A 26975-nucleotide genomic window follows, 5' to 3' on the forward strand; every position below is an offset into this window, starting at 1 on the left:
AATCAGTTTTAGCTCTGAACTTTCCACTAAATTTTTAATTCAGTGTGGGCTGCTATACCCTTGTTACTTACGAATTACGAACTTGTACTGAGCGTAGCCGAAGTATTACGAATTACGAATTATTTGACTATTCATCAGGTTCAATCGTGCTACTTAAACCGTGACTTATCAATGTTTCGCAATAAAACTCAGCGTGTTCCAGGGCGCAAGTAATGACTAAAGCTAGCCCGTTAGTATGGGCTTCCATCATGATGCTAACAGCTTGGGGTTGGGTAAGGCTTGGTACAGTAGCGATTAGTGACTGCACAACATGCTCCATCGAGTTGTAGTCGTCGTTATGGAGCAAAACGCGATACCGAGGCGCGAGCTTGCGGGTTGTGGAAGGCTTTTGAATGGTTTCAACTGACACGGCTCTTTGCTCTTTTCTCGTTACTTCACTACAACAAAGTCTCTGTTTTGCGATCGCTTAACAGTCGTTTACCTATTCTATAGTATTTCTGCTCAGATACTATGCTAGGAAAACTCTTTGCTGCCAGGGATTGGTTGTATTAATTTTGCGTAGCCACTTGTGAGACAGATGTCTAAGACATGGCTGCCATAAGAGTGCTACCCTAATCTTACAGAAGCTTTCCTTAACGTAGCGCATTTTCACTTTTAAGATTAAAGAAGTTGCAAGCAAAATAATCCTTGCCCTTGCCCAAGATGGACATGAGCCTAGATTTTCTTCAAACGGGACAAATTGTGTCTCTAGAGTATGGTGACAGGAACCTGTATGCAGAAGTCATTCAATTTGTAGTTTCCCGCCAGTTATGCTGGGTGCGTCCTTTATTAATGGTTACTTTCGTAGAAGAATCACCCCTAATTACTGATTTGCGAGATGCATCTGACTTACTTTGGCCTGCAAATTTATTTCGCCCAGCATTAGACACAGAAGTAATTACCTTCTTGAGTCAACTTTTAGCGAAAGAACCAAAAACTGAACCTGATTCAGTCGCAAAGCAGCAACTGAATCAGTTTATTCACCAACTTTGGCAAGCATATCAAGAGGGGTTGGAGATTGGGGATTAGGATGGGGCATTGGAAATAGACAACATAGAGACTTCTTGAATAATTCTTCCTTGTCTTCCTTGTCCCCTTTGTCTTCCCAGTCCCCAGTCCCTAATTCCCAAAATTTTTCATACGTTGAAGACTGTGAAATTCGATTGCTACATCCTTCACACCAGAAATTTTTTGTCCCTTAGTAAGGTGGATAATTTTGGTTAGCAGCGTCGTCAATCGCCTTATGCATCACCTGAAGGATATGACTAGAAGTAAGTTTATCTGGATCGCCAGTAGCCATATTGATGATATCAACTCCCTTAGCAACGAGTTCATTCCGCTTGTGGGCAATTTCAGCAAACAGATTGGGAGGAATTTTTTTTAGGCGTTTAGCGAACTGTATGGCGATTTTCGATGAATGCATAATGTAGAGCTTCACCAGCACAGTTTACGCCACCTTAAGTATTTAAATAATCAACCTCATAGAAAAAGACTAGCAATCATATCGCTCTTGTATCCCCCTCCTAAATTTAATTACGAATTACGTTAGGGAGTCATTGTAACCTTACAGAGAAGCAAGCTACACACAACTTCTGTCTGCGACACGCTGTTCGCGTTCGTAGAAAGGGTCATTATGAATTATTTTAAAATCCTAGGCTAGGAACCAACTGGATTCGTCCAGCATCCATCTCTGCCATTAATAATTCTAGGGCTTCGTAATCAACATCAGAAATGTAACCTAGTTCCGTCAGTTCTGAGTTGATTTCATTCTCTATCTCAGGAGTTAGTTTTTTAATGTCAAGAGCTTTTTCTACCAATTTACGAATAGCGTACTGAGTTCTCATAAGTAATAACCCAACAGTAATATGACACTAATCATCCCAGATCAGCCTCAGTATAAAGAGTGATCCAAATACTAACTTAGTAGTGATATATATCACAATTTAATTAGTTAGATAGATAATTCACTATGACTTTGCCGTATGCCATCAGCAACGCTAAAGTGGGAGATTTAACCTAACGTTAAGACTTGGCTAAATTAGCTTTAGTTATAGACTAAGCAAGGTTTTTCAGCATAGTTACTGATAATTTGTCTGCTCTATGGCCGTCTATAATTGATTGTTTTTGAAGTGACATAAAAAAAAAGTATATATAAACACATTTTAACCTGGAATTATAACAATCTTTAAACAGACATGCTAAAGCAATAAAGATTCAGCAAAGAGAGCTCAGACGTATGGTCGATGCAACAAAATAGAGTTTATGTTCAAATAATCCTTAGCTTGACGCTTCAAAATTCTTAATAGGATGTAACTATGCAGGCAGTGCTTAACTATCCCAAAATTGCAGTTATTCGCCCTCAAGGGTGCTTAAATGCTGCAAACGCCTTGGAATTTGAACGAGATATGGCTACAGCGTTGGCGCAAAATGGTATTTCCACCTTGGTAGTAGACCTCGCAGCAGTAGAATCGTTAGACAGCGCGGGGTTGATGGCATTGTTATCTACACACAAGCTGGCTCTTACTTTAGGAAGAAGTTGCCAACTTAGCGCTGTTGCCCCACAAATTAGAATGATTTTTGAACTGACGCAACTCGATCGGGTATTTGAAATATTAGACGCTGAAGCCAAATTGACCCAAATATAACTTTATGTAAAAACACAAAGGTTCGGGCAATAATAAGTGGACTTTATGTAAAGGAGTTGTAAGTTGCAACGATAAAATCTGTTAGAAGACCTAATTCAATGCTAATGTTGGGTTTAGGTAGCTGTAATTAAGGTAGCTAGAAGATAGCACAGTGGTTGTTGCAGTTGAAAAATTAATAACGTCGGATATTTTAAAACCAGCACGTTACCTGGGTAACGAACTGTTAGCGGTACACAAACCTTGGGATACGGCAGCAATACGCTGGGTTTTAACCTACCCAGAAGTATATGAAGTAGGTGCATCTAATTTAGGGCACATCATCCTTTATAACGTCTTGAATGCTCAACCGCGTCAATTGTGCGATCGCGCCTACCTCCCAGGAAAAGACCTGGCAGCCAAACTACGCGAGACTAATACGCCATTGTTTGCAGTAGAGTCAAAGCGATCGCTCACAGAATTTGACATTTTAGGCTTTAGCCTCAGTTACGAACTGGGTGCAACTAATATCCTCGAAATGTTGGATTTGGCTGGAATTCCTTTGACGTGGCGAGAGAGGCAGGGGAGCAGAGAAGCAGCACTTCGGCTACGCTCAGTGACCGAGGGGCAGGGGGGTAGTGAATCTACCGATACCCAGTCATCCTTTCCGTTGATTTTCGCTGGTGGGCAAACAGCGACATCAAATCCTGAGCCTTATGCTGACTTTTTCGACTTTATCGCCCTTGGAGATGGAGAGGAACTACTGCCAGAAATTGGTTTGGTATTGGAAGAAGGCAAACAAGCAGGATTAAGTCGAGAACATCTGTTACTTGATTTGGCACAGATACCAGGCGTATATGTGCCTCAGTTTTACGACATGGCAAAGGATGGCTCAGTTCATCCTTGTCGCCAAGATGTGCCGAAGCGAATTCTGCGAAGGGTGGCAACTCCCATACCAGCATATTCCATTGGTTTAGTTCCTTATGTAGAAACGGTGCATGACCGTTTAACCATTGAGATTCGACGTGGTTGCACTCGTGGCTGTCGCTTCTGTCAACCAGGAATGCTGACTCGACCAGCACGGGATGTAGAACCCGATAAGGTTGTAGAAGCAATTGAACAGGGAATGCGGGCAACTGGTTACAATGAGTTTTCTCTACTATCTCTGAGTTGTTCTGATTATTTGTCCCTACCAGCAGTGGGGATGGAAATCAAAAATCGCTTAAAAAATGAAAATATTTCTCTGACTCTACCAAGCCAACGGGTAGACAGATTTGATGAGAATATTGCCAACATCCTTGGAGGTACGCGCCAAGGTGGACTAACATTTGCTCCAGAAGCTGGTACTCAGCGGATGCGAGACATCGTAAATAAGGGTTTGACGAATGAAGAATTGTTGCGGGGAGTAAAAACCGCTTGGGAGCAAGGCTGGGATAAAATAAAGTTGTATTTTATGATTGGCTTGCCGGGTGAGACGGATGCTGATGTTGTGGGCATTGCCGAAACGGTAAGGTGGTTACAGCGAGAATGTCGAGGTAAGGGTAGAAAACCCCTAAACTTTAACCTGACGATTTCTAACTTTACGCCTAAGCCCCATACACCATTCCAGTGGCACTCAGTTTCTACCGCTGAATTTAAGCGAAAACAAAACCTGTTACGGCAAGAATTCCGCCGAATCAAGGCAGTGAAGGTAAATTTTACCGATGTCCGCATTTCGGCAATGGAAGATTTTGTGGGACGAGGCGATCGCAATTTGAGCAAAGTAGTCCGCCGTGCCTGGGAATTGGGTGCAGGTATGGATTCCTGGTATGAAAATTTAGATCGAGCTTTTAGCGCTTGGGGATCTGCGATCGCCCAAGCTGATTTAGATTGGAAATACCGCCAAGTAGAAAATGGCGAATGGAATTTGTTTCACGTAGAGGCGCAAAAGGGCAAAGAAGCAGAGGAGAATAGCCCACTCAGTACTCCCCACTCCCTCGATATTCCCCTACCTTGGGATCATATTGATACAGGGATTGACAAAAAGTGGCTCCAAGAAGACTTGCAACGCGCTCTAAAAGCTGCAATTGTACCAGATTGCTCTTTTGAAGGTTGTTCTCATTGTGGCGTCTGTGGCACCGATTTTGGGCATAACGTGGTGATTGAATCACCTGCTATCCCAAAATTTGCTGGCGAATTTGTCCCCAATACAACTAAGGCGCAAAGACTGCGAGTTTGGTTTGGGAAACAAGGTAATATGGCTCTAATGAGCCATCTTGATTTAATTCGTCTGTTTGACCGAGTTGTGCGACGAGCAGGCTTACCAATTGCCTTTACTGGTGGGTTTCATCCAATGCCACGCATTTCTTTAGCAACTGCTTTGGCTTTAGGGGCTACTAGCAGCGGTGAAATTGCAGATTTTGAGTTAACTGTGCCAGTGGAAGTTGATACTTTCTTCAGAAAGTTGGCTCGTGAAATGCCCACAGATATACCTGTATATAATGTGGAGCAGATAGATTTAAAAGCTAGTGCCGCTACCCAACTGCTAGAGACCGCAGAGTATTTAATTACTGTAGCAGCACTTGCAGAAACAACACCCATACAATGGCAAAACTGGATTGATACAATCAAAGCAAAAGAGGAACTTTGGTACGAGCAAATAACTAAATCAGGCAAGAGCCAGTTAATAAATCTGCGCGATCGCTTATTTGAACTGGAATTAGTAGAAAACTACAATTGCGTTGCAGAATCTATGTCATCTGTAATCCGTTATCTAGGTAGCTATCGTCAGGACGGTTTGCTGTTGCGTCCCGAACAAATCCTGTTTATGCTAGAGACAGTGGCTGGTGTAGAATTCCAACTCCTACACATCCACCGCAATCGGCTAATTTTAGGGGTATAATCCTTGTAGGACAACTTGCTAGTAGTTGTCCTAAGATGGCAGCTCACAGGAATTGATTTTTAGCAAGGTTGCGTTAGAATAGGGTGAAGAGAAATTTTCTGGCGCTGCATTGAATTAGCTGGTTCACTACCCTCGTATTCAGGGGGCGAAAGCAAAGATATTAGAGTGCAACTTCTAGGATTTTATCCTAGAAAAACAAAAGGCAGATTAAAGAATGCACACTCTCTCTATAGCTACCTTGTGAATCAGTAACTAACAGCAGGCTCGGTTAGCTTCTCTAAATCCATGCTTTTAAACAACTGCTGAATGTCTAATTCAGGTAGTGCCCAAGAGCTAGTGCATTACTTTTTTAGAGTTAAAGCACTACTGTCGGTTATGCCGACTTGTTGTAGACGTTCATGAGACGCGTAAAGCACTGTTTGTCTTAGGCTAGAGCGGCTCAAGGCAGGTTAGCAACTGGCGCAGCTGAGTATAACCCTAAGATAAATCCGGGGAATGGAAAATAGAAATAGTTTCTTTTTCTTAACGAATTCAGTAGGTTACTCTCAAATAAAGCATCCTGAGTTAAAATGCTCACTCAGGATTTAGAACTTTCAAATCAGAACTCTCAAGATTTGAGGGTATTGCATCACAAATCAACCACGGACGGTTGATTTAATTGCTTAAACGATATACAGCAGTTCTGGAATAATCAGCCGTAGAAACGCTCTTAAGAGCGTCAATAGCTATTTAACTTAGAAGCTCAAATTTGCGATTTTTATTATCAGTAGCGCCTTTTGAGGGTTGCGAGGGCAGCAAAAGTATAATATCAAACCGAGAAAACACTGGTAATTAAAACTGACGCGGAGACGCAAGTAGTTTTGAATTATTAAGTAATTAACCGGACTTGATACAACAAACCTCAAACCTGTAAGTGCTGCCAATTTTTGAGGAAATTGAATGCCGAAACAAATTATCATCGCGGAGCAGCACCAAATTGCTGCGGTTTTTTCTGAAGATCAAATACAGGAACTCGTTGTTGCTACGGGGCACCATCAAATAGGTGATATCTACTTAGGAGTAGTAGAAAACGTATTGCCTGGGATAGATGCAGCTTTTGTCAATATTGGCGACCCAGAGCGCAACGGTTTTATTCACGTTACCGACTTGGGGCCATTGAAGCTCAAGCGTACCGCAGCGGCAATTACAGAGCTACTAGCACCACAACAGAAAGTTTTGGTGCAAGTAATGAAAGAGCCAACGGGGACAAAAGGTCCCAGGCTCACGGGTAACATTACCTTACCAGGACGCTACGTAGTACTGATGCCCTACGGTCGGGGCGTAAATTTATCCCGACGGATTAAAAGTGAAAGTGAGCGCAACCGCTTGCGAGCGCTGGCGATTTTGGTCAAGCCGGCGGGAATGGGTTTGCTTGTGCGTACAGAAGCAGAAGGCAAACCCGAAGAAGCGATTATGGAAGATTTGGAATTGCTGCAAAAGCAATGGGAGGCGATCCAGCAGGAAGCGCATTCCACCCGTGCCCCAGCACTGCTCAACCGAGATGATGATTTCATTCAGCGCGTATTGCGGGATATGTACGGCGCGGATGTAAATCGGATTGTTGTGGATTCCAGTACTGGTTTGAAGCGCGTCAAACAGTACTTGCAGAATTGGAGTGGCGGTCAAACACCGCAGGGATTGTTGATTGATCATCATCGCGATCGCTCCCCAATTTTAGAATACTTCCGCATCACTGCTGCGATTAGAGAAGCCCTGAAACCAAGGGTAGACCTACCTTCTGGCGGTTATATTATCATCGAGCCGACGGAAGCACTAACCGTAATCGATGTTAACTCAGGTTCCTTCACGCGATCGGCAACAGCTAGAGAAACAGTTTTGTGGACAAACTGCGAAGCCGCAACAGAAATTGCTCGTCAGTTGCGTCTGCGAAATATCGCCGGGGTGATCGTCGTTGATTTTATCGATATGGAATCGAGACGTGACCAGCTACAAGTTCTCGAACACTTTAATAAAGCACTCAAAGCAGACAAAGCTCGTCCCCAGATTGCTCAACTTACCGAACTGGGTTTAGTAGAACTGACCCGCAAACGTCAGGGTCAAAATATTTACGAATTGTTTGGTGAAACTTGCCCCACCTGTGGCGGTTTAGGACATACTGTGCGTCTGCCTGGAGAAATCGAAAACCGATTGCCAATACCGGCAGAGACACCAGAGCGCGAACGTTTTGTATCCTTACCTCACCGAGAACCACGTCAGCCATCTGCCCGCACCCCTGAACCACGAGAAACATACGATGGATTTGGGGAAGCATTTGACGGCGACTCGGAATTGAGCAACTTAAATTTGATCAATCATCCTAGTTATCAAGAACTGAATGATAAGCGCCGTACCCGCACTCGCCGCAGTCGAATTGGTGTCAATGGGTTAAACGGGAAAGATGAAGCTCGGATTGTTCCTAATCCCCTGGCTTTTGTTAACGAGCCAGATTTAGACCTGGATATAGAACCAGAACTAGGAGTTGCACCAGAAATTCCCTCACCCACCCTTGGTAAACCAGGTTGGAGTGAAAGAGTAGAGCGCACTAAAATTATCAAGGCAGAACCAGTTAAACCAGTGGTAGAACCACCGGAGATTAGAACTGTAGAAATGAGCCTCCAAGAACAGGATATATTTGCCTTAATGGGAATATCTCCGTTGGTGAAGTTAGAGCAAGAGGTGAAAAATACCAAGTCTGTAATTATTAATGTGATTCAGCCCGGTCAACAGCCAACGACCCCAATTGAATCAACCTCAGAATCAACTATTGTCCAAAAAGCAACACCTGAAATAATCACTATTGCCCAAAAGGCAACGCCTGAAATAACTGCCAGCAAAATACCGACACCAAAAGTTATTGAGCCAGAACAAAAATCTTTGATTGAAGAAACAACTGAACCATCGGAGTTGACTGTGAATCCTTCGGGACGCTTGTCTGCGAAAGCCGCCGCCGCGAACGAGATTGCAGATGAAAGTGAAGCTAATAGCAGCGCCACTGCCAGCCGCCGCCGCCGCCGCCGTTCCTCAGCGATCGAGGATAATTAATTTGCTTTATGGTAGAAACATCGCCAACGCCTTTGGAACAATCCGCTTGGCTGGAGTTTTCTACCTTGTTGTCAGAGATTCCAGGGTTAGTTGCAGGTGTTGATGAAGTAGGGCGAGGTGCTCTATTTGGTCCTGTCGTGGCGGCAGCAGTGATCTTACCAGATCGCGCTTTGCCTATACTGATGGCAGCTAAAATCAAAGACAGTAAAAAGTTGTCTAGTTCTCGGAGAACCGAGCTAGCGCAGCAAATTTGTGCGCTGGCTATAGACTGGAAAATTGGGTTTGCTTCTACTGCCGAAATTGACAAGATAAATATTTTGCAAGCGACGCTGTTAGCAATGAAGCGGGCTGTACTGAAGTTAAAGGTACAGCCTGCACTTTGCTTGATTGACGGCAATCAGTCAATCAAAGATTTGTTATTGCCGCAACAAACAATAGTTAAAGGAGACGAGCGATCGCTCACTATTGCCTCTGCTAGTATTGTTGCTAAGGTTTGGCGTGACAATCTGATAATGCGTCTAGCATTAAAATACCCTATGTACAACCTGGAGTGTAACAAGGGTTATGGTAGCCAGCGACATTTGCTGGCTTTGCAACAATATGGGCCGTCGCCTCTGCATCGTCAGTCTTTTCGTCCTTGCCAAATCAAAAGTCTGAATGTTGAGTGATTGAAGAAGAATACAGAATTCAGAATGAATTAGTGGGGATTCAGTCGTGCCACTAATTACAGAATTCAATTCTGTAGCTTGCTTCCCTGAAAGGGTATTCTGGCTCCTGAATTCTGTTTGTTAAAATAATTACTCAGCATTCAGGATTGGGAATTCAGTGGTATCCCTGTCAAGTCCTCTGTCTTTGGTTTGTGATATCACCCAGTAACGATAATCCGTCAAAAGTTGATTCAATAACCGTTGCTTGACTGACAACAGTACGCTTTTAAGCAAACCATTGCCAGTAGCTTCTAAAATCGGCTTAGGAGTAAAGGAAAATGGCGGTGGGAAATCCACCACCACTTCTAAATCAGCTTTTCCTTGCAGGCGAGTGCCAGTGCTAAACTCTTTGGGAGACAAATAGCCTTTTAAATTGAGAGCAAAGCGCTGGTTAATATACTCGAAACCTAAAATTTCACAGTTTAGTGATCGCAAATAAATTATTCCATTTGATTCTGCCCAGACTCTCATGTCTACAGTAGGTTGAATACTCAGTGACATAAAAGTCAGCGGACGCATTTTCAAGCGAAATACTTCTTCAGAAAGCTGCTGAATCCGACTATTGTCAACCAAAGCCTTAACTAGGCGTTGAGGCTGACGCAAGTAGTGCTGAATGGGAATAGGCTGCTCTGGAACAGCGATTTCAACCGATTGGGAGGCAGTAAACCGGGTAGCCATGAGCTAATAAAAATATCTGTTTCTTAATTTTAATATTTTTTAACAACTTAGTTCTGATTATTAGAAAAGTACAAAATTTATTGACTATAAAAATGATGTATTGCTTATCAGCTATACATCATTAGCAAAAAGTTGGTACGCTCATTCTATCTTTAGTTCAGGAAATATAGATTAGGATTTAAGTCTTGACACAAAATCAATGATATGCTTATTTGCCGGGATAGAAACCAATATAATTGCTCTTAAATCTTCATAGGGATTTAGCAAAAAACTGCTAGAAAATCTATCTACTAAAAGACTCCTTTCCATCACTTATTTTCTTGGATACATATTTCGTTCTATCCGTTTAGTGCATAAATTATAAAAATAACAGTGTTTAGTAGAGTAGGTATTGAATATATTTTCCAAACCAAAATATCATAATCTCTGTTTCTGCATTAAACTCGCAACTTGATATAAAAGCATGACTTTATCGATCGCACATTTAGGACCTCCCGGCACTTACACAGAGCAAGCAGCTGTTTTTTATGTCAACTGGCTAACTAGAAGTACGGGAGTTGAAGCTAGGTTATGTCCCTATCCCACCATCCCCCAATCACTGCACGCCGTTGCTGATGGTCAAGCTAACTTGGCTGTTGTGCCAGTAGAAAATTCTATTGAAGGAAGTGTGACTACAACAATGGATACACTATGGCAGTTGGACAATTTGCGAATTCAGTTGGCTTTGGTATTACCCATTGCCCATACATTAATTTCTTGCGCATCTAATTTAGATAAAATTAAAACTGTTTATTCTCACCCGCAAGCCTTGGCACAATGTCAGGGATGGTTAGAGCGGTTTCTCCCAACTGTACAGATTATTCCCAGCAATTCCACAACCGAAGCACTACAGCGATTGGAGCAAGAGACAACAACAGCAGCGATCGCTTCTAGTAGAGCTGCTCAACTCTACAACCTGCCGATACTTGCTAGTGGTATCAACGACAATCCAGAAAACTTTACTCGTTTTTGGGTAGTAAGTCAGGGTGAGGTGGACGCTGGATACCAAGCAACAAAAGCGCCTGCTAGTCACACATCGCTGGCTTTTAGTATGCCTGCCAACACACCCGGAGCATTAGTCAAACCTTTGCAAATATTTGCTCAACTAGGGATTAACCTCAGCCGGATTGAATCTCGTCCTACGAAGCGATCACTAGGCGAATACTTGTTTTTCATGGATTTAGAAGCGGATGCCAAGGAAGCACAAATGCAATCTGCTTTAGCAGAATTAACTATGCACACAGAAATTTTGAAAATTCTTGGCGCTTACAATGTTTTACCGATCGGCACCGTTACTTAAGAAGTTAGGAGTTACCAGTTAAGAGTTCTCATTTAGGATTTACAAATTATCAGCCAGGAAATATAAATTATAAGTTGTCGATCTTTTATTTTTGTTTTTTCTTCCTAACTTCTAACTCCTAACTCTTAACTCCTCACTTTTCACTAAATGTATCTTTGAGAACAGCGCGAGCTGCCAAGTGATTCCGAGTAGAAGTTAAAATTTCTGCTTCTCGCTCTAGACGAGTGACAGTATCTTGCATTTCTAATAATAATTGCTGCTCTGCGGCGACACCATAAAGGTTACTGGCTACCCAATAAGATAATTCTGTAGGTAGATCAGGCAAATCTTCTGGCAATTCGATATTTTGTTCGGTTAATTTGGCTGACAGACGCACAACATCTCGTAGTAGTTGTTCTACTTCAGTTGATAAAGGTCGCAAATCTTTAGTCGGTGGTTGGTCTTCAATCCACTCAACTAAGCCAACGCGGTATGGCTTTTCACGAACATACTCTAATACACGAAATCTTTGCTGCCCTAAAGTCATCATTTTGATCCGATCATCTGGCAGTCGTTGGTGATGAATGATTTCGGCACAGCAACCAGTGTTTGCAATTGTACCTTTGACTGGATCAAACATCAAAACACCGAACCTGCGATCGCTCTCCAAAATCGTATTCATCATGATTCGGTAGCGAAATTCAAAGATGTGCAGGGGTAATGGCCTAGTAGGAAACAGAACTACTTCGGGTAACGGGAACAGAGGTAGTTCGCGAACTGCAATTTTAGAAGATGATGTCATTGTTACTTTGGTATAAACTTAATCTTTAAAATTTCTTTCTTTTTCTCTGCTTTTCCCGTACTTTATCTACATTCTATCATTTGTTTCCTAGCTAAATAAAAGCCCTGAGATATATTTCTTCAGGGCTGTGTAAATATTCATACTAATGTCTTTTGTCCTTTGTCCTTTGCTAATGACAAATGACCAATACTTCTCTACGAGAGGCTACGCCAACGACTACGCTCAGTACAAGTGACTAATGACTAAATTAAAGTTTGACTTCAATATCTACACCCGATGGTAGATCCAATTTCATCAGGGCATCAATAGTCTTAGAAGAGGGCTGGTAAATGTCAATAATCCGGCGATGAGTACGGGTTTCAAAGTGTTCCCGTGAATCTTTATCTACGTGAGGCGATCGCAGCACACAATAGATCCGACGTTTTGTTGGTAAGGGAATTGGGCCTATAGCTGTAGCGTTGGTGCGGTTAGCTGTGTCTACAATCTTCTCGCAAGATGTATCTAATAAGCGCCTGTCAAAGGCTTGTAAGCGAATTCTAATCTTCTGCTGCTGTAGAGTTGCCATCTTTAATTTTCCAGGTTCTGCGTAATTAGGGGAGTATTTACAGGTTAAAGGTTGCAAGTTATCGGTTACAGAAAACTATTACCTGTCCCCTGTAACCTATTGCCTTATTTATAGAGGGAAGAGAAAGGAGCAGAGAGGCAAAATAAATACCATCTCTGCTCCTTTGTTATGAGCAAAAAGGTGCTACTTGATAATTTTGGAAACGACACCAGCACCGATGGTGCGACCACCTTCGCGGATAGCGAAGCGCATTCCTTGTTCAATCGCGATCGCGTTGATCAATTCTACTGTCATCTTGATGCGATCGCCTGGCATGACCATTTCTACTTCTTTGCCTTCATCGGAAGTGTAGGCTTTGATAGTACCAGTTACATCGGTTGTCCGCACGTAGAACTGGGGACGATAGCCAGCGAAAAATGGAGTCTTACGACCACCTTCTTTTTCTGTGAGGACGTACACTTCACCTTCAAATTCATTATGAGGTTTAATTGAACCTGGTTTGGCAATTACCATACCCCGTTCAATATCAGCCTTCTGGATACCCCGGAGTAGTACGCCAGCGTTATCTCCAGCCATACCTTGCTCAAGACTCTTCTTGAACATTTCAATCCCAGTTACGGTAGTAGCGCGAGTATCTCTGATACCCACTAGTTCAACGTTATCGCCAACTTTTACTACACCCCGTTCAATCCGACCAGTGGCGACAGTACCACGACCTGTGATTGAGAACACGTCTTCTACAGCCATCAGGAAAGGTTTATCAACATCCCGCTCAGGAGTGGGGATGTAAGAATCTACAGCATCCATCAGTTCATAGATTTTGTCTACCCAAGGATTTTCACCGCGTTGGGTCTTGGGATTCTTGGTCATTGCTTCCAGAGCTTGCAGACCAGAGCCTTTGATAATAGGGATATCATCACCAGGGAAATCATAGCTGCTTAACAGTTCTCTCAGTTCTAGTTCCACTAGTTCCAGGAGTTCTGGGTCATCCATCAAGTCCTCTTTGTTCAAGAAGACAACCAGACTAGGAACACCAACCTGTTTTGCCAACAGAATGTGTTCGCGGGTTTGGGGCATAGGACCATCGGTAGCAGCAACTACGAGGATACCTCCGTCCATCTGTGCAGCACCGGTGATCATGTTCTTCACATAGTCAGCGTGTCCTGGACAGTCTACGTGAGCATAATGTCTATTTGCAGTTTCATACTCTACGTGAGCGGTATTGATGGTAATACCCCGTGCCTTTTCTTCTGGGGCATTATCAATTTGGTCGTAGCCTTTAGCTACAGCTTGACCCATAGCTGCCAAGGTCATGGTGATGGCTGCTGTCAAGGTAGTTTTACCGTGGTCAACGTGGCCAACTGTACCGATATTAATGTGGGGTTTATTCCTTTCAAACTTTGCGCGTGCCATGAATGCTCATTTCCTTATTTTAACTAAGCGTTCCCTTTGCTTTTTGCAATGATAGTTTCAGCTACGCTGCGAGGCACCTCTTCGTAGTGGCTGAATTCCATCGTGAAGGTACCCCGACCTTGCGTTTTTGACCGGATATCAGTGGCGTAGCCAAACATGCTCGCTAGTGGAACTTTGGATGTTACCTTAGCGAGTCCCTTTTCGGTGCTTTGGCTTTCAATCTGCCCTCGACGGGTGTTGAGGTCGCCAATGACGTTTCCCATATAGTCTTCAGGAACTTCAACTTCAACTTTCATCATAGGCTCTAAGATGACAGGTGAAGCTTTCAGTACAGCCTCTTTCATCGCCATTGAGCCAGCGATTTTGAAAGCCATTTCTGAAGAGTCTACATCGTGGTATGACCCATCAATTAGCGTCGCTTTAACGTCAATCAACGGATATCCAGCTAGAACACCGGATTCGCAGCTTTCTTTCATTCCTTGTTCTGCGGGGCCAACGTACTCTTTAGGTACTGTACCACCAGCAATTTTGGAAACGAATTCAAAGCCACTACCGGGTTCTCCAGGCTCCAAATTGATCACAACGTGACCGTATTGACCTTTACCACCACTTTGGCGGATGAATTTGCCCTCAACTTTATTTACAGCTTTCCGAATTGTTTCTCGGTAAGCTACTTGTGGGGCACCTACATTCGCTTCCACCTTGAATTCTCGTAACATCCGGTCTACTAGAATTTCTAGGTGTAGCTCTCCCATCCCCGCGATCACGGTTTGGTTTGTTTCCGGATCGACGCGGACACGGAAGGTGGGGTCTTCTTCTGAGAGAGATTGCAGAGCCTTGGACAGCTTGTCCATGTCGTTTTTGGTTTTGGGTTCAACCGCTACCGAGATCACAGGCTCGGGAATGAATAGTGATTCCAGAATTACTGGCGATCCATCATCACAGAGCGTGTCACCTGTCAAGGTGTCTTTCAATCCCAGAGCTGCTCCCAAATCACCCGCTCGCAGTTCATCGACATCTTGCCGATCGTCTGCCTTCATGAGAACTAAGCGAGAAATCCGTTCTTTTTTATTCTTACTAGCGTTGAGAACGTAGCTGCCCTTCTTCAGGACACCAGAATAAACGCGAACAAATGTCAGCCGACCGTAAGGGTCAGCCATAATCTTGAATGCCAGAGCTGCTAGGGGTTCGTTGTCATCAGCCCGCCGCTCAACAGTATCGCCATTGGGCAGTAAGCCTTGAATTGGCGGTACTTCACTTGGCGCTGGGAGGTAATCAACAACGGCATCCAGCATCAATTGCACGCCTTTGTTTTTGAATGCCGAACCACAAAGTACTGGTACAATTGTCCCCGCAATTGTGCCTTTACGTAGGGCAGTCCGAACTTCCTGTTCTGTAAGTTCTTCGCCCTCGAAGTACTTAGCCATCAGAGCATCATCGGTTTCTGCCGCAGCTTCTATGAGCTTGGTACGGAATTCGTCTACCTGCGCTTGTAGTTCTTCTGGGATATCAGTTTCCTGAATATCAGTTCCTTGGTCATTAGCGTAAATATACGCACGTTGCCGTACTAGGTCAACGATCCCTCGGAAGTCGTTTTCACTACCAATTGGTAGTTGAATGGCGATCGCATTCGCCCGCAGGCGATCGCGGATTTGCTCGTGAACTTTATAAAAGTTCGCTCCGGTGCGATCCATCTTGTTAATAAAGGCTATCCGAGGAACTTTGTAGCGTTCTGCTTGACGCCACACTGTCTCAGACTGCGGTTGCACGCCACCCACAGAACAAAATACTGCGATTACACCATCCAACACGCGCATCGAACGCTCAACTTCAATTGTGAAGTCTACGTGACCCGGAGTATCGATAATGTTAATTTGATGATCTTTCCAACTGGTACTGATCGCAGCAGCAGTAATGGTAATTCCCCGCTCCCGCTCCTGCTCCATCCAGTCTGTGACAGCAGTTCCTTCGTGAACTTCGCCAATTTTATGAATTATCCCAGAGTAAAATAATATTCTCTCTGTTGTTGTTGTTTTGCCCGCATCTATATGCGCCGCAATACCAATGTTGCGTACTTTCTCTAGCGGGATCGTGCGTGCCACAGCTACCTCCTATAGTTTTTGCCTCATGATATCTTGTATATTACTCTTTGTTAAGATTCTATACTTTTAGGGAAAACCGTCTTCTTTTTGTAAATCATACGATATACCGCTTCTGGAGGGCGATATATCGCTTTTTTACTTAGTAACGATAGTGTGCGAATGCTTTGTTAGCTTCCGCCATCCGGTGCGTTTCTTCGCGTTTGCGAATGGCATTGCCAGTTTCGTTGGCAGCATCCATTAACTCATTTGCCAGTTTGCTGGCCATTGTCCGGCCTGGTCTAGACCGAGAATATTGCACTAACCAACGCAGTGCTAAAGTAGTGCCCCGTTCTGTACGCACTTCCATTGGTACTTGGTAGGTTGCTCCACCAACTCGCCGAGCCTTTACTTCTACTAAAGGCGTGGCATTTCGCACTGCTCTTTCAAAGGTTTCTAAGGCACCAGCACCAGTGCGTTCTTCAATAGTTTTTAATGCATCATAAACAATGCGTGCGGCAAGTGATTTTTTGCCATGACGCATGATCCGTCTGATAATCATGCTCACAAGGCGACTGTTATATACGGAGTCAGACGGAACTGGGCGCCTTTGAATAACACCACGACGAGACATACTTCACCTTTAATTCGGAATTGGCAACGAAATTATATGCTATCAGACACTGGAAACTAAAAGCGGTAGAACCCAACCCTCAGACTTCCTCTATTTTTTTCGACCGTTGCAGCAAGGCTGACTTATTTACTGCCAATTTTGGATTTTGGATTTTGGATTAAAAGTTTTCGGTATATATTCCGATCGCAAGGATCTGAACAAATCAAAAGTCTGTAAGCCTAATTCCCTTGTGGGTTTGACCAATCCAAAATCGCAAATCGTTCGACTGAGCAACTTGCCTTGAGCGAAGTCGAAAGGAGCCGAAGTCTAAAATCTAAAATTGTTTGACTTGCTACCTGCAACTAAATACTCAAGGCGACAAGATTATAAAATTTAATGTTCAGATGAGAGACTCGCTGTCAGTTACAGCTTTCTCCTCAGAACTTCTACACTTGCTCGCTTAGTGTAGATGTAGCTTGCTTGATTTTTTGAAACAGACTTTAGCAGCCTTCATAACTACTGTTAGAACAAAGATGCCGCTCTTCTTTTGCCCTTCAATGTTTTTAAGGTAGACGATTAATCGTATTGGATGCGATTAATCGTCTAATCCTATTTTTTCGCTTCTTTAGGACGCTTGGTTCCATATTTGGAACGGCCTTGCTTGCGGTCTTTGACTCCGGCTGTATCTAGGGTGCCACGGATAATGTGGTATCTCACGCCTGGTAGATCCTTAACCCGACCGCCACGAATCATCACAACTGAGTGTTCTTGTAAGTTGTGACCAATGCCTGGAATGTAAGCTGTGACTTCAAATCCAGAAGTAAGTCTGACTCTTGCTACTTTGCGTAGGGCTGAGTTAGGCTTTTTTGGTGTGGTCGTGTATACTCTGGTACAAACTCCCCGACGTTGGGGGCATTGTTTCAGAGCAGGGGACTTGGTTTTCTGACGCGCTTGTTCGCGCTCATTTCGTATTAGCTGCTGTATTGTTGGCATGAGTTACAGCGCGTAAAGCTGCTTATGGTCTAAGTTTTAACAAATCCTGATTATATCTTTTTTTACGGCTTTATGTCAATTGTTATTTTTCCTTAGCCATCAAACATCTGTTTTTTGACTAATGCTCAATCACTAGGGACTCAAGGAGAAGGAATTGCCACACCCACAGGTAGCGATCGCCAGAGGATTGTGGAAGCGAAAACCACCACCCATTAAGTCTTCTGAATAATCAACTCTCAAACCGTTGAGGTAATTTAAGCTTGTGGCATCTATGACTAATTGAATCTCATCCAAGTCGAAAACCTGGTCGTCAACTTTTATTGCTTCATCGAAGGACATATCATAAAAGAACCCGGAACAACCACCTGGTTTTACTGCCAATCGAAACAAGAGATTTGGCTGCTTGGGCTTTATTCGCCCAATCTCACTTACGGCTGCTTGACTCAGATGAATCATGGAACTCGTTTTTTGCAATTGAATACCCCATCTTCCATTTTACAGATAGGTTGACCCTTGCTTGTGCAAAATTCCAAATTACCCAAGGCATGAGCGTGATCGCTATTACTACATTTATAACACTAACATATTTCAGTCCCCACCTTAACTAGGTAGGGACTTCTGGGGTGTAGTAGTTCGTTTACAAAGACGGTTTACACGAATTAGCTTTGGGATTAAAGCTTTAATAGCGTTCTTTTGGTTTTAATCTTTGGTACGGGCATAGTCATCTTGGTAGCGAATAATATCATCTTCTCCCAAGTATTCGCCATTTTGGACTTCAATCAACACCAAGGGGATCACGCCAGGATTTTCTAAACGATGAGATGTACATTGGGGTACGTAAGTTGATTCATTATTGCTCAGTAGTACTTCTTTCTCACCACAAACTACTCTAGCTGTACCAGAGACGACAATCCAATGTTCACTACGGTGATGGTGCATTTGTAGACTGAGGCGGTGTCCAGGCTTAACTTCGATGCGCTTAATTTTGTATCCGCGCCCTTCTTCTAAAACTGTAAAAGCACCCCAAGGACGTAATTCAGTTGCAGCAACGCCCCTGGAAGTTATGGTTGGAGGGAGGTGTAGAGTTTCAGTCTGTGTAGTTTCTTGATATCGAGCCATAGTTACCTCATTTGAAGACATAACAAACCGTTGGTACTCTTAATTATTGATAAAAAATCTGGCGCTATCTTGCAACCTTGAAAATCAGCAATTTTGTCGCACTTTGATAAACATAGCAAAATCAAACCTGATGGTGTAAACCATCACTACTAAAATTCTGATGTCTACACCAAGTCTTCATCAAGCAAAATGACAGCTTGTTCTAAACTTTAAAAAGTGACTGGGGATTTGGGACTGGGGATTGAGTTTTTTTCTATTACCTCATTTTCTTCGTGGTTTTAGGAAAATACCAATTCCGTTGTGAACACGAGCAGCGGTACTGGGCGATCGATCGAGTAGTTGCCCTCCTAAATAAAGGCTGGTAGAACTACCGCCGTCCAAATTTAGGGCATCTACACAGCCCATGAGTTGCATCAATTGGGCGTGTTCTGCCAAATTAGGCCCATAACCGCCGACACGATTATGGGTAGCAGTAATCATTAGTGTGCCTGTTGCCGTTGTGCAAATACCGCTACGAATAGCTTTTTCGGCAATAAAGGCATTGCTGAATTTTTCGCCTTTGGCATCAAGGACAATTTGACGATTTTGGACTAATAGCGGCCCAGCCCCGATAATGTGGGGATAACGACTAAAATCAGTCGGAGTAGTGGCGCTGGAAATGCTTACTGTGCTTCCAATAGGTAGCTGGGAGACAGCAGTAGTAGCGTTAGCGCGTAAAGTTAGCAGGTAGCCATCCTGGGGAATGGGAACCGCAGCTACACCAACTTTGCCGCCTGGGAACTGATTAGTAATTTGGTCTTTCTGTACCACTAAGATAATTTCGTTATCTGTCAGGGGTGTGTAAGTTGATCCCCAAGCTGTGGTGTAACGAGCAATGCCACTCTGGACGTAACCACTGTTGAGAAACAGAATTGGTAGGCGTTGGTCATTTGCTGCGATTAAAGTTTCTTCTAAGGTGAGACGACCAAAGTAAAATTGGCCTGAATCATTCCAAGCGATCGCACCTCGGTTAAGAATCGGGCCTGATAACCATTGACTATCTCGACGAATCGCACCCAATGGCAATTTGTTATTACGGTTAAAGTAACCACCATTAATTCCAGCTACTGCTAAGTAACGTTGTGCTGTTTGAATTAAGGGAGCAGTACCCGCAAGCCCATCAGGACTAGCCCACATAGGTTTCAACGTTAGCCCAAATTTGCGAGGATTAACTTCTAACCAAACCACAGGAAAGCGTTGTGTGCCTAAGTTGACATAATGCTGTCGCCAGCGCAATCCTGGGGCCCAAGTAATATCCCGTTCTTCTAGAGGATCGGGTCGAATATTGATAATCAGGCGATTGGGGTTATCTACAGTAATAACTTGAGGCGATAGACCAAAGGGAACGCTCAGACTAATAATCGTTTGGTTTTTCACTACCTCCACTTTTTGAATCAGTGGCTCAGGGGCTGGTGGTATTAGTTCTGTTGGTGTAGTTGGTAATAATTGTTTTAGCAAGTTTGGCAGCAATGTTGGTGCTGCTGGTGGCTGGGGAGTATAGCGTTCTATCAAAACGGGATCGGCTATTCCATCCAGGGTAATTGTCCATTGTCTATTTGGCGGTACAGTAGATTTGGGAGTTGGCGTATCTGGATCGGAAGATGGAGTTTGGGGTTTTGCGATCGCTGACCCTTGTACAACTTGCCAGGGAGTGGGACGATCTAAATCGACAAGAATCCGAGACTGCTGCAAAGGGGTACTCGCTTCTGGAGGTTCCTGACTCTGAACAATATTTGTGATTTGTGTTTTTGGGGTAGCAATCACCAAAGTGTTGCCATTAGCTTGAATTTGCCAGCCAGATGTTTGAGCAAAATTAGTGATATCCAGATAGCGATATGCTCCTAGTAGGCTGGTGGCTAATACCAGTGGCTTTGTCAACGACGAAAACCACTGTATTGGTTGCTTCGCTGAATTACTACTGTTTAAGAAATTTACTCCAATTAATTGCCTAAATGCCCCATCACTAATATTGGTTGTCACCTGTCCCGATTTTCCAGGTCGCTGTAACCAAGTTCCTGGTAAAGTACGACCATTGAGGGAAATTTGATTACCAGAGGATGCCACACCTGGTAAAGGAGGTGTGGGTGACTGTGATATTAACCTGGGTGTTGATTTGGTGGTTTTTGGGGACTCCTGGGCGTTGGTAGCATAGGTGGTAGTTAAGCACAGTGTTGTCAAAAGTATTGATGACACAGTAGCCTGAAAAAACTTGCGATCGCCCTTGGCGTTTGCAGAGCCATCGCTAATCTCTGATTGGCAACAATTCGGCATTTTTACCATAATTTACTAGATGCTTTGGAAAACTATTACCCAAGGTTTAAACTAACCAATTATTTGGAAATATAAAGGAAACATGACTTTATTTTTGAATAAATATGTTAATCTATATATTGGCTAGTTATCTCTTTTAGAAACACATTAATTTATTTAGACGCTAAAGCCACTGCAATCAAGTTTTTTAACTCCCACTAATTCTAACCACACTATATACGGTAGTTTTGGTTATCAAAATTGGATTAAGATATTTAATCCTAGCTGAAGGTTGCTACTGTTATTACTTCAGTAATGTCTAGTTAATAGTAATACATGCGGCAAGTGGTAAGCGGTAAAATTCTAGACAACAACAATATTTGGGAATTGTCAAATGGGTATATATTGTAATACGCTGATTTTATTGCTGGATCGGGATAACCAAATAATTACTAATTCGTAATTAAAAAGGTACACCAGATCAGACTCAATTTTTAATTCAATGGTTAACAAGACAATGGAGGGTAGAACCCCTCACTGATTGCAACCACGAATTAAGGTAGCGTAGCGTAAAGCTTTTAGCATAGCTTCTCTCAGAAACGCAACGCGACTGCTTATAGTGAGTTCTTGATTGTCACGAGCAATTACGAATTATCTGGGCTGTGATTTTAAAAAATAGTGCAGCGTTCAGTTTTAGTTTTGTTTCAGGTGAGCCGAAATAGGCTCTATGAGTAGCTAGTGTGCATCTGGAAAAAAGGGATTGAGAAAATACTTAACTTCAAAATATAAAAAAGAAACTGTCAGGGCAAAAATAATGTCTTGGCGGAGGTAAATTGTCTAACACCGCATAAACACATAAAAACACGCAATAATTTTAACACGGGGGAACTGATAAAGTAAAACCGAAGTTAAAATTTTTTTTCCCTAAATTTCGGTGCTTATATATTTTTCCATCGCTGAATTTAGAAATTTTCTCCCACAATGTAGTGACAAAATTGGTAACTCAATACTTCAGGAACAGGGTATGAATAATAAACCGATGAATCAAGACCAGAAAATCACAGCGAATATCAACTCAAGAGATACCTATCAAGGGCAAAAGTGGTTAGTAGAAGAACGAGATGCCTGTGGTGTAGGTTTTATTGCTCATCGCCAAAATCATACCAGTCACGAAATTGTCGAAAAAGCCTTAGCTGCTTTAACCTGCTTAGAACACCGAGGAGGTTGTAGCGCCGATCGCGACTCAGGTGATGGTGCTGGAGTATTGACAGCAATCCCTTGGGAGTTGTTCCAACAAGACTTTGCCCAAAGGGGGAAGGAATTTCCATCTAGCGATCGCATAGCTGTGGGGATGATATTTTTACCACAAGACCAGCAAGCTGCACAACAAGCTAGGGTGACTGTCGAGCAAGTAGCTGCTGAAGAGAAATTAATTGTATTGGGTTGGCGAGTAGTGCCAGTGCAATCTGATTTGCTGGGGGTACAAGCAAGAGAAAATCAACCCCAGATTGAGCAAGTTTTGTTAGCTTCTGTTGACAAAAGCGGTGATGAATTAGAACGGCAGTTGTACATTACCCGCCGCCGAATTAGTAAAGCTGCAACTAACATCTCAGAAGAATTTTATATCTGTTCGTTGTCAAGTCGCACAATTGTCTACAAAGGCATGGTGCGTTCTGCTGTTTTGGGAAGCTTTTATGACGATTTAAAAAATCCAGCTTACAAAAGCGCCTTTGCTGTTTATCACCGCCGCTTTAGTACCAATACTATGCCCAAGTGGCCCCTAGCCCAACCGATGCGGCTTTTGGGTCACAACGGCGAAATCAATACCTTATTGGGTAACATAAACTGGATGATGGCACGAGAAGCTAGCCTGAATCATCCTGTATGGGGCGATCGCATCCAGGAACTCAAGCCATTAGTTCACATTGATAACAGCGACTCAGCTACTTTAGATAACGTAGTGGAATTACTGGTTTGCTCTGGACGCACCCCCTTGGAAGCCTTAATGATTATGGTTCCAGAGGCTTACCAAAATCAGCCTTCTTTACGTGAATCTCCAGAAATTGTTGATTTCTACGAATATTACAGTGGTTTGCAAGAAGCTTGGGACGGGCCAGCACTTTTAGTATTCAGCGATGGCAAAAAAGTTGGCGCAACACTAGATCGTAATGGTTTAAGACCAGCTCGTTACGCAATCACCAAAGATGATTACATTGTTGTAGCTTCGGAAGCTGGTGTGGTGGATTTCCCAGAAGCCGATATTGTCGAGAAAGGTAGACTCGGCCCAGGGCAAATGATTGCCGTGGATTTAGAAAATCATGAAGTGCTGAAGAATTGGGATATAAAGGGGCGCATCGCCAAGCAGCACCCTTATGGAGAATGGCTGCAACAGCATCGTCAAGAATTAAAGTCATTGGTCATTGGTCATCCGTCATTAGCAAATGGCAATGGCAATGGCAAAGGACAAATGACAAATGACCAAGGACAATTGACTATTGACAAGCAAACTTTACTTCAGCGTCAAACTGCCTTTGGCTACACCACAGAAGATGTAGAAATGGTGATTCATCCAATGGCGATCGCCGGTTCAGAACCGACTTTCTGCATGGGTGATGATATTCCCTTAGCTGTTCTGTCACAAAAGCCCCACCTGCTTTATGACTATTTCAAACAGCGCTTTGCTCAGGTGACGAACCCAGCGATCGATCCCCTGCGAGAAAAGCTAGTGATGTCTCTGAAAGTGGAACTGGGTGAACGGGGTAACTTATTAGAACCCAAGCCAGAATATGCTCGGAGATTGAAACTCGAATCGCCAGTGTTAACTGATAGTGAATTAGAAACCATTAAGCTGTCAGGATTTGCCACGGCTGAGTTATCAACCCTATTTGCGATCGCTAGCGGCCCAGAAGGATTGAAAGCCGCAGTGCAATCTTTACAAGCACAAGCAGCTGAGTCAGTCCGGGCAGGTGCAAAGATTTTAATATTAAGCGATCGCGATCGGGTTAATGACAGTATCAACACAGAATATACCTACATTCCTCCCCTATTAGCAGTGGGTGCGGTGCATCACCATCTAATTCGTGAGGGGTTGCGAATGAAAACATCCCTGATTGTGAATACTGCTCAATGCTGGAGTACCCATCACTTTGCTTGTCTGATTGGCTATGGTGCTGGTGCAGTTTGCCCGTACATGGCTTTAGATACGGTGCGTGATTGGTGGTCCGATCCCAAAACTCAAAAGTTAATGGGCGTGCAAAAAATTCCCACCCTCACCCTAGAACAAGCTTTAGGAAACTATCGCAAAGCAGTAGAGTCAGGTTTGCTGAAAATTCTCTCCAAAATGGGAATTTCTCTGCTTTCCAGCTATCAAGCAGCCCAAATCTTTGAAGCTATTGGCATCGGTGGAGATTTAATCGACCTGGGATTCCGTGGGACGACTTCCCGCATCGGTGGTTTAAGCATTACCGAACTTGCTGATGAAGTGCTTTCCTTCCACGTCAAAGCTTTCCCAGAACTAACGACCAAGAAGTTAGAAAACTTGGGTTTTGTGCAGTACCGTCCTGGCGGCGAGTACCACATGAATAGCCCCGAAATGGTTAAGGCGCTGCATAAGGCTCTAGATGGCAAAAACTACGACCACTACGAAGTTTACAAAAAGCACCTCCAAGGCAGACCGGTAACAGCCTTGCGAGATTTACTAGACTTCCAAGGCGATCGCACCCCAGTTCCTCTAGAAGAAGTGGAATCGGTATATGAAATAGTCAAGCGCTTCTGTACAGGCGGCATGTCTTTAGGCGCTTTGTCAAGAGAAGCCCACGAAACTTTAGCGATCGCCATGAACCGGATTGGCGGTAAATCCAATTCTGGAGAAGGCGGCGAAGATCCAGTCCGCTACACAGTTTTAGATGATGTAGACGAGTTTGGTCACTCGCCAACCCTACCTCATTTAAAAGGATTGCGGAATGGCGATCGAGCTTATAGTGCCATTAAGCAAGTTGCATCGGGACGCTTTGGTGTTACCCCAGAGTACTTAGTCAACGCCCAACAAATTGAAATCAAAATTGCCCAAGGTGCAAAGCCTGGGGAAGGTGGACAACTGCCAGGCCCCAAAGTAAGCCAATACATTGCGATGTTAAGACGCTCCAAACCAGGCGTCACGCTGATATCGCCACCACCGCATCACGATATTTATTCCATTGAAGACCTAGCACAACTGATTTTTGATCTGCACCAAATTAATCCGAAAGCAAAGGTGTCGGTGAAGCTAGTTTCAGAAGTTGGCATTGGCACGATCGCCGCTGGTGTAGCCAAGGCAAACGCTGATATTATCCAGATTTCTGGACATGATGGTGGTACAGGTGCATCGCCACTAAGTTCGATTAAACATGCTGGTTCACCGTGGGAACTGGGTTTAAGCGAAGTGCATCGCGTCTTGATGGAAAATGGCTTGCGCGATCGCGTGATTTTACGCGTAGATGGCGGACTCAAGAGTGGTTGGGATGTGGTAATAGGTGCATTGATGGGCGGCGAAGAATTTGGTTTCGGCTCCATCGCCATGATTGCTGAAGGCTGTATCATGGCGCGGATCTGCCACACAAATAATTGCCCCGTCGGTGTCGCCTCTCAGAAAGAAGAACTCCGCAAGCGGTTTACGGGAATACCGGAACAAGTTGTCAACTTCTTCTACTTTATTGCCGAAGAAGTGCGGAGTTTGTTAGCCCGACTTGGCTACCGTTCTTTGTCAGAAATCATTGGACGTGCAGATTTGTTGAAACTGCGCCCAGAGGTAAATCTCGCCAAAACGCGATCGCTGAATCTCGATTGTTTACTTCAGCTACCAAATAGCAGAGACAATCGTAGCTGGTTGGTGCATGAAGAAGTTCACAGCAACGGCGTGGTTTTAGATGACAAGTTCCTTGCCGATCCTGACATTCAGGCTGCTATTAGGGATCAGTCTACTGTCACCAAGACTTACCCAATTATCAATACTGACAGAACAGTGGGCACAAGATTAGCGGGTGCGATCGCTTCCCAGTACGGTGACAGTGGCTTTGAAGGACAAATTAATCTCAACTTTACAGGTAGTGTTGGGCAAAGCTTTGGTGCTTTCAACCTCCCCGGCATAATTCTGAGCCTACAAGGAGAAGCAAACGACTATGTAGGTAAAGGGATGCATGGTGGTGAAATCATCATCAAACCTCCAACCGATGCTACTTATAACGCATCACAAAACGTGATAGTTGGCAATACCTGCCTCTATGGTGCTACTGGTGGCATATTATTTGCCAACGGTCTAGCAGGAGAACGCTTTGCTGTGAGAAACTCCAAAGGCATAGCAGTGATTGAAGGCGCTGGGGATCACTGCTGTGAATACATGACTGGTGGTGTGATTGTCGTCCTTGGCAAAGTAGGACGTAACGTAGCTGCTGGAATGACTGGTGGACTGGCATACTTCTTGGATGAAGACGACTCATTTCGTGAGTTAGTCAACCCAGAAATTGTCAAAATTCAGCGGGTAATTACCGAAGTAGGTGCAAAGCAACTGCAAGAATTAATTCAAAATCATGCAGAACGCACTGGTTCACCAAAGGCGAAGAAAATTCTGCAAAACTGGCAAGCATTTTTGCCGAAATTCTGGCAGTTAGTTCCGCCTTCTGAAGCTGATAGTCCAGAAGCTAATCCTGAAAAAACAACTGAGTTTAGTTTAGTCAGCAGTCATTAAGAGACTTCCAACAAATAAATTCAATCTTGTGAGGCAGGCCTTCTGGCCTGCCTTTT

19 protein-coding genes and 1 pseudogene are annotated in these 26975 nt (G+C 43.7%); 7 read left to right on the forward strand and 13 right to left on the reverse strand.

From position 1 onward, the window contains the following. Positions 1 to 127 precede the first annotated feature (127 nt). The gene (gene clpS / locus RMX69_RS03490) at positions 128 to 409 is read right to left on the reverse strand and encodes an ATP-dependent Clp protease adapter ClpS (protein WP_012410249.1); all 282 of its coding nucleotides are present in this window, start codon (positions 407 to 409) and stop codon (positions 128 to 130) included. A 293-nt stretch (positions 410 to 702) separates the two neighbouring features. Here clpS and RMX69_RS03495 point away from each other — a divergent pair, with 293 nt between their 5' ends. After that, entirely contained in the window at positions 703 to 1068 is a 366-nt protein-coding gene (locus tag RMX69_RS03495) for a hypothetical protein (protein WP_289795321.1), read from the forward strand. A 172-nt stretch (positions 1069 to 1240) separates the two neighbouring features. Here RMX69_RS03495 and RMX69_RS03500 read toward each other — a convergent pair. After that, a pseudogene (locus RMX69_RS03500) lies at positions 1241 to 1441 on the reverse strand (LL-diaminopimelate aminotransferase); the annotation flags it as partial. 241 nt (positions 1442 to 1682) lie between these two features. Next, complete coding sequence (locus RMX69_RS03505) at positions 1683 to 1883, reverse strand: hypothetical protein (RefSeq protein ID WP_094349495.1); 201 nt, start codon at positions 1881 to 1883, stop codon at positions 1683 to 1685. Between the two features lie 471 nt (positions 1884 to 2354). On the opposite strand from RMX69_RS03505, the gene RMX69_RS03510 reads away from it, so the two are divergent. The 4 genes from RMX69_RS03510 to RMX69_RS03525 all read left to right on the forward strand — a co-directional run bounded on the left by RMX69_RS03510 (position 2355) and on the right by RMX69_RS03525 (position 9290). Next, the gene (locus RMX69_RS03510) at positions 2355 to 2684 is read left to right on the forward strand and encodes an STAS domain-containing protein (RefSeq protein ID WP_289795322.1); all 330 of its coding nucleotides are present in this window, start codon (positions 2355 to 2357) and stop codon (positions 2682 to 2684) included. Between the two features lie 151 nt (positions 2685 to 2835). Further along, entirely contained in the window at positions 2836 to 5541 is a 2706-nt protein-coding gene (locus RMX69_RS03515; RefSeq protein ID WP_322636529.1) for a TIGR03936 family radical SAM-associated protein, read from the forward strand. 939 nt (positions 5542 to 6480) lie between these two features. Further along, positions 6481 to 8622: an Rne/Rng family ribonuclease gene (locus RMX69_RS03520; protein WP_289795324.1), complete on the forward strand. Its 2142-nt coding sequence runs from the start codon at positions 6481 to 6483 to the stop codon at positions 8620 to 8622. Between the two features lie 8 nt (positions 8623 to 8630). Then, a complete protein-coding gene (locus RMX69_RS03525) occupies positions 8631 to 9290 on the forward strand; it encodes a ribonuclease HII (protein WP_322636530.1) in 660 nt (219 codons plus the stop codon). A gap of 129 nt (positions 9291 to 9419) precedes the next feature. Here RMX69_RS03525 and RMX69_RS03530 read toward each other — a convergent pair whose 3' ends face one another. Beyond that, the gene (locus RMX69_RS03530; protein ID WP_289795326.1) at positions 9420 to 10007 is read right to left on the reverse strand and encodes a DUF1997 domain-containing protein; all 588 of its coding nucleotides are present in this window, start codon (positions 10005 to 10007) and stop codon (positions 9420 to 9422) included. Positions 10008 to 10470: 463 nt separating this feature from the next. Between RMX69_RS03530 and pheA the strand changes: the two genes are divergently transcribed. Beyond that, entirely contained in the window at positions 10471 to 11346 is an 876-nt protein-coding gene (gene pheA, locus RMX69_RS03535; RefSeq protein WP_289795327.1) for a prephenate dehydratase, read from the forward strand. A 133-nt stretch (positions 11347 to 11479) separates the two neighbouring features. Here pheA and RMX69_RS03540 read toward each other — a convergent pair whose 3' ends face one another. The 9 genes from RMX69_RS03540 to RMX69_RS03580 all read right to left on the reverse strand — a co-directional run bounded on the left by RMX69_RS03540 (position 11480) and on the right by RMX69_RS03580 (position 21227). Beyond that, positions 11480 to 12127: an LON peptidase substrate-binding domain-containing protein gene (locus RMX69_RS03540; protein WP_094349488.1), complete on the reverse strand. Its 648-nt coding sequence runs from the start codon at positions 12125 to 12127 to the stop codon at positions 11480 to 11482. A gap of 247 nt (positions 12128 to 12374) precedes the next feature. Next, positions 12375 to 12692, reverse strand: coding sequence for a 30S ribosomal protein S10 (gene rpsJ, locus RMX69_RS03545; RefSeq protein ID WP_008232935.1), 318 nt, complete (start codon positions 12690 to 12692; stop codon positions 12375 to 12377). 183 nt (positions 12693 to 12875) lie between these two features. Further along, positions 12876 to 14105, reverse strand: a complete 1230-nt coding sequence (gene tuf, locus RMX69_RS03550; RefSeq protein ID WP_069070114.1) for an elongation factor Tu — start codon at positions 14103 to 14105, stop codon at positions 12876 to 12878. A 23-nt stretch (positions 14106 to 14128) separates the two neighbouring features. Beyond that, complete coding sequence (gene fusA / locus RMX69_RS03555; protein WP_289795328.1) at positions 14129 to 16207, reverse strand: elongation factor G; 2079 nt, start codon at positions 16205 to 16207, stop codon at positions 14129 to 14131. A 139-nt stretch (positions 16208 to 16346) separates the two neighbouring features. After that, positions 16347 to 16817 carry a 30S ribosomal protein S7 gene (rpsG, locus tag RMX69_RS03560; protein WP_069070112.1) on the reverse strand — a complete coding sequence of 157 codons (471 nt, stop codon included), beginning with the start codon at positions 16815 to 16817 and terminating at the stop codon, positions 16347 to 16349. A gap of 588 nt (positions 16818 to 17405) precedes the next feature. Next, a complete protein-coding gene (gene rpsL, locus RMX69_RS03565; RefSeq protein WP_012410236.1) occupies positions 17406 to 17789 on the reverse strand; it encodes a 30S ribosomal protein S12 in 384 nt (127 codons plus the stop codon). Positions 17790 to 17921: 132 nt separating this feature from the next. After that, positions 17922 to 18245 (reverse strand): HesB/IscA family protein, encoded by a 324-nt coding sequence (locus tag RMX69_RS03570; RefSeq protein ID WP_289799891.1) that lies wholly within the window; start codon positions 18243 to 18245, stop codon positions 17922 to 17924. Positions 18246 to 18488: 243 nt separating this feature from the next. Then, entirely contained in the window at positions 18489 to 18908 is a 420-nt protein-coding gene (locus RMX69_RS03575; RefSeq protein ID WP_099099760.1) for a cupin domain-containing protein, read from the reverse strand. A gap of 261 nt (positions 18909 to 19169) precedes the next feature. Beyond that, a complete protein-coding gene (locus RMX69_RS03580; protein WP_322636531.1) occupies positions 19170 to 21227 on the reverse strand; it encodes a phosphodiester glycosidase family protein in 2058 nt (685 codons plus the stop codon). A 994-nt stretch (positions 21228 to 22221) separates the two neighbouring features. Between RMX69_RS03580 and RMX69_RS03585 the strand changes: the two genes are divergently transcribed. Then, on the forward strand, positions 22222 to 26919 hold the full coding sequence (locus tag RMX69_RS03585; protein ID WP_322636532.1) for a glutamate synthase-related protein: 4698 nt from the start codon (positions 22222 to 22224) through the stop codon (positions 26917 to 26919). Positions 26920 to 26975 lie beyond the last annotated feature (56 nt).

The organism is Nostoc sp. EspVER01, assembly GCF_034530635.1.
Lineage (GTDB): Bacteria > Cyanobacteriota > Cyanobacteriia > Cyanobacteriales > Nostocaceae > Nostoc.

Bases quoted from the DNA above. Each gene is read 5' to 3' on its own strand.
- RMX69_RS03495 (WP_289795321.1), top strand. From the start codon at position 703: ATGGACATGAGCCTAGATTTTCTTCAAACGGGACAAATTGTGTCTCTA.
- RMX69_RS03505 (WP_094349495.1), bottom strand. From the start codon at position 1,883: ATGAGAACTCAGTACGCTATTCGTAAATTGGTAGAAAAAGCTCTTGAC.
- RMX69_RS03510 (WP_289795322.1), top strand. From the start codon at position 2,355: ATGCAGGCAGTGCTTAACTATCCCAAAATTGCAGTTATTCGCCCTCAA.
- RMX69_RS03520 (WP_289795324.1), top strand. From the start codon at position 6,481: ATGCCGAAACAAATTATCATCGCGGAGCAGCACCAAATTGCTGCGGTT.
- RMX69_RS03525 (WP_322636530.1), top strand. From the start codon at position 8,631: ATGGTAGAAACATCGCCAACGCCTTTGGAACAATCCGCTTGGCTGGAG.
- RMX69_RS03530 (WP_289795326.1), bottom strand. From the start codon at position 10,007: ATGGCTACCCGGTTTACTGCCTCCCAATCGGTTGAAATCGCTGTTCCA.
- pheA (WP_289795327.1), top strand. From the start codon at position 10,471: ATGACTTTATCGATCGCACATTTAGGACCTCCCGGCACTTACACAGAG.
- RMX69_RS03540 (WP_094349488.1), bottom strand. From the start codon at position 12,127: ATGACATCATCTTCTAAAATTGCAGTTCGCGAACTACCTCTGTTCCCG.
- rpsJ (WP_008232935.1), bottom strand. From the start codon at position 12,692: ATGGCAACTCTACAGCAGCAGAAGATTAGAATTCGCTTACAAGCCTTT.
- tuf (WP_069070114.1), bottom strand. From the start codon at position 14,105: ATGGCACGCGCAAAGTTTGAAAGGAATAAACCCCACATTAATATCGGT.
- rpsG (WP_069070112.1), bottom strand. From the start codon at position 16,817: ATGTCTCGTCGTGGTGTTATTCAAAGGCGCCCAGTTCCGTCTGACTCC.
- rpsL (WP_012410236.1), bottom strand. From the start codon at position 17,789: ATGCCAACAATACAGCAGCTAATACGAAATGAGCGCGAACAAGCGCGT.
- RMX69_RS03570 (WP_289799891.1), bottom strand. From the start codon at position 18,245: ATGATTCATCTGAGTCAAGCAGCCGTAAGTGAGATTGGGCGAATAAAG.
- RMX69_RS03575 (WP_099099760.1), bottom strand. From the start codon at position 18,908: ATGGCTCGATATCAAGAAACTACACAGACTGAAACTCTACACCTCCCT.
- RMX69_RS03580 (WP_322636531.1), bottom strand. From the start codon at position 21,227: ATGGTAAAAATGCCGAATTGTTGCCAATCAGAGATTAGCGATGGCTCT.
- RMX69_RS03585 (WP_322636532.1), top strand. From the start codon at position 22,222: ATGAATAATAAACCGATGAATCAAGACCAGAAAATCACAGCGAATATC.